At 62.1% G+C, this 3,443-nt stretch carries 4 protein-coding genes; 2 read left to right on the top strand and 2 right to left on the bottom strand.

Annotated elements, in window-relative coordinates; all coding sequences use genetic code 11:
• The coding region (locus B7X32_RS19550) for a helix-turn-helix domain-containing protein (protein WP_292723568.1) at positions 1-712 on the top strand (712 nt) is incomplete at its 5' end.
• Between the two features lie 83 nt (positions 713-795).
• On the opposite strand, the gene B7X32_RS21105 is transcribed toward B7X32_RS19550, so the two are convergent.
• The gene (locus B7X32_RS21105; protein ID WP_366247012.1) at positions 796-1,029 is read right to left on the bottom strand and encodes a helix-turn-helix domain-containing protein; all 234 of its coding nucleotides are present in this window, start codon (positions 1,027-1,029) and stop codon (positions 796-798) included.
• A 271-nt stretch (positions 1,030-1,300) separates the two neighbouring features.
• Here B7X32_RS21105 and B7X32_RS19545 point away from each other — a divergent pair, with 271 nt between their 5' ends.
• Complete coding sequence (locus B7X32_RS19545) at positions 1,301-2,560, top strand: site-specific integrase (RefSeq protein WP_292723564.1); 1,260 nt, start codon at positions 1,301-1,303, stop codon at positions 2,558-2,560.
• Positions 2,561-3,030: 470 nt separating this feature from the next.
• Here the strand turns inward: B7X32_RS19545 and B7X32_RS19540 are convergent, their stop codons facing one another.
• Positions 3,031-3,171, bottom strand: coding sequence for a hypothetical protein (locus B7X32_RS19540; protein ID WP_292723561.1), 141 nt, complete (start codon positions 3,169-3,171; stop codon positions 3,031-3,033).
• Positions 3,172-3,443: the final 272 nt, after the last annotated feature.

The raw sequence follows: 3,443 nt of genomic DNA, 5'->3' as shown, positions 1-3,443 counted from the left end.
CCATGTCGGTGTTGTCTTCTCGCAAGTCGCAAAGCCCGCACTCGATGCGTCGGAACTGGTCCAGGTGCGGACCCGCAGAGACCGTCTGCGCTTTCTCATCGCCGCCAATCTCCCAGATGCGAAGCGGTGGAGCGTCACGGTGATCGGTGATGATGTCCTCCTGGTGAGGAGCGGCACTCAACCGGATCTGCCGACGACGATGAGCGTCGCCGTCGATATCAGCGTCGTCGTTGAGCGGGTGCGCGAAGATCTGGCGGAGCCTGTGTTCGTCGGCGTCGGTTCCGCGCAGCAAGGATTGTCCGGGTTGCGAGTGTCGGCGACCGAGGCGCGAATCGCAGCCGCAGATCTGGCTGCGCATGGGAAGAACTGGGCAATCGCTACCGTGGACTCTTCCGGGCTCTCCCGCATCCTTGCGGAGATTGCCGGCTCGGTGACCGGTCGGAGCGCGATTGCGGAGCTGCTGGCGCCGTTCGATGCTCTCGGAGCGGAGAAAGCTCGTATCATGATCGACACCCTCGCTGCGTACCTAGACACACAGGGTTCGCTGCGGGAGGCCGCCCAGCGTCTGCATCTTCACCCGAATGCGGTGGGATACCGGCTCCGCAGAATCCGCGAACTCTCGTCGTACGACTTGGGCGACCCTGATCTTCGCTTCGCCTTGCAGTTGGCGTGTCGAATCCGCCGCAGTCTTTCGGCTCAGGTAATGACGTAGCCTTCGATCGACGGAGGTCGTCGAGATCAGACGCCTTGGAGCGGCTTGGTGACTCTGGGCACTCCCTAGCTCTCACTCGCGGATCAGCTTGGCGTGTGCGCGCTCCCGCATACTCCGTCGCTCTCGTCGCCACCTTTCATGCCTGCTGCAACCCAGGCCTCGAACTCGTTGAGCGGGTATCGGACGTGCCTGCCCACGGTCAGGAACGGTGGGCCATAGCCCCTTGTGCGCCAGTCCTCGAGCGTCCGAATCGAGATCTGAAGACTGTCCGAGATCTGCTTCGGTGTGAGAAACGTCGGTGCGTTGACGGTATCCATGCGCATCACATGCGCGGTCGTAGAGGGACGAACGTTCGCACCCGTTGCCGGTGTAGGTGTTGGTTCCCGCAATGTGGTGATCCGGCGGTGCTAGTGATCGCTAGCATCTGACATCTATGTGTTGCGTTCCTCGTAGCTGGCCGAGCTAGCCGGTGGGGTCCCGTGCATTTCGGGGGTTGAGCCGCACTCATGTGAGTATGACGTCCAAGTTTTCGTCCGCTCCAAGGTCAGGAACCTGCGCGCGGCTTCGCTTCTCCAGGGTGAGTGCCTAATGGGTCGCCCCAGGCTTGAACCCGGAGAACTCGGGAGTGTCTCGTACACAATCCTCGAATCCGGCAGAATCCGAGCGCGCTGCCTGATCCGGAACGGCGCGGGTGACCCACTCCACATCTCCGCTGTCGGGCGGACTGCCGCCGAAGCCGACACTGCTCTGCATCGCAAGGCTTCGGTCGCGTGGGGCAGCTTGATCCTGGCTTTCGAGCCGACGATCACGCTCCGTGAACTCGCTGGGTATTGGCTCACCGAAGAGCTCGAGCCGAGCGATCGCAAACAGTCCACGAAGGAGGGCTATGAGAGCATCCTTCGGCTGGCGATCCTTCCGCATCTGGGAGCCTTCCCGATGATCAAGATCACCGCCGGCGTCTGCGACCGCTTCCTCAAGATGTTGCGACGAGATCACGCAAACGGGTATGCCCTGAACGCTCGCGCCGTGCTTGGGCTCCTGCTTCGATTCGCCCGCCGTCACGAGGCAATGTCGACGAACCCTCTCGCCGATGCCGATCGGATACCAACCCCCGCGACCACGTTCGTCGACCTCGAGTTCGAGCAACTCGTCGGAGTCTTCGAGCTCATGCGTGCCTGGCGTGGTGCGAACCCAGGCAGACAGGGAGGCGGGCGACCCAACGTGGAACTACTCATCGACGTGTGTCTCGTCATGTTGGGCACATCGATGCGAATCGGCGAAGTGCTGGCGCTCCGCAAGCAAGACGTCGTCGTGGACGGCGACCTCACGCGAGTCAAAGTGCAGGGCACGATCAGTGAGACCAAGAAGTACGGCATCATCCGGCAGTCGGTACCGAAGCGCGAGCGGCAGATCCGAAGTATCGTTGCCCCTCGCTTCGCCGCGAGAGTCCTTCGTCGTCGTGTCGTCGAGTACCAAGAGAACACGGAGGATCTTCTCTTCCCAACACGGCGAGGCACGCCCCGGTCAACGCACAACATCGGGCGGCTCATGCGCGGGTTTCGCGAGCAGAACGCCGAGCAACTCGAAGCGCTTGGGATCGACCTCGCTACGTTCTCGACTCGCGCATTCAGGAAGACCGCCGCGACCACCGTGTTCGCCAGCACCGAGATCGAGCTGGCTCGCCTTCTACTCGGCCACGCACGTGCAGAGACGACCTTCGCGCACTACATCAAGCCAAACCTCGACGTCCCGGGCATCACCGCCGACGTGTTGGACGCCCGATACCCGTTCGCGGATCTTGAGGGGGCCGACGGCGGGAGTCCGACACTTGCCGATCGGTATCAGTGATGTGCAACGCCCGGAGACACGTCGTCGGACGCTGTCTCGTCGCTAGATGGCGGGGCGTACGCCGGAACAGCGCGGCCGCGCAAGTGGCAGTTGCGGACCTTCGGCTCTTGCAACTGCCTTGGTCATGTATGTTTCCGCGAACAAGCGCCTCAGCGGCGCTACGCAGAGGCGAGGAGGGTCTCGCCTTGCACGGACTGCGGCACTACCTGTAGTCGTTTCGATCCAGCGATGCTTCGAAACATGAGCGGTCAAGATTTGTGTTCCAGATTCGTCTCGGCGCCGTCGGACGGATGTTGCCGAAGGTTCGAGTTCCCTCTTCACGCCAACGCTTGTTGAACCAGGCAACGGCCTCAATACGTGCGTAACGCTGACTGTCCTGACCTCGGATGTCGTAGACCTCATCGAGAGCGGGAACCAGATCAGTGTCGCGCGAGGCAAGGATGACCAGATCGGCGTCACTGCGTGCTGCCTCACGCAAGCGCGCACAGCACATCAAAGCCTTTCTCTTCGGGGCGCCCACGCGGGATCTTCTTGCCGTTGATGTCGAGCACCGGCCGGCCATCGGCACCATACTCATATCGATACTTGAGGTCCCGAAGCTCGATGCGCACGCCGTCTGCTCGCCATCGGGTTGCCTGGTCCAGGCATCGCCGATTCTGCTCCCAGTCGTGGTCGACGTGATGTAGGCCCCGGTATGCGAGAACTCGGACGCCCCGCGTCTGGGTTGAAGACATCGTGCGCCGTCAGATGCACGTTCTGATAGTCCACGATCACCGTCGTTCGCGGGTTATAGGCCAAAACGTGTGGATGGGATGTTGATGTAGCCGCGGGATGTTGCGGTGAAATGGGGGTGCGTATGGTCCGCGACGCTTAGGCGTGGACC

The organism is Microbacterium sp. 13-71-7 (assembly GCF_002257455.1).
Lineage (GTDB): Bacteria > Actinomycetota > Actinomycetes > Actinomycetales > Microbacteriaceae > Microbacterium.
The sequence above is the reverse complement of the archived record's forward strand: the minus strand, read 5'-3'. Positions and strand labels throughout refer to the sequence as shown.

What these genes read in the sequence shown, in the direction of transcription:
- B7X32_RS19545 (WP_292723564.1), top strand. Translation starts at nt 1,301, where the DNA reads ATGGGTCGCCCCAGGCTTGAACCCGGAGAACTCGGGAGTGTCTCGTAC.
- B7X32_RS21105 (WP_366247012.1), bottom strand. Translation starts at nt 1,029, where the DNA reads ATGGATACCGTCAACGCACCGACGTTTCTCACACCGAAGCAGATCTCG.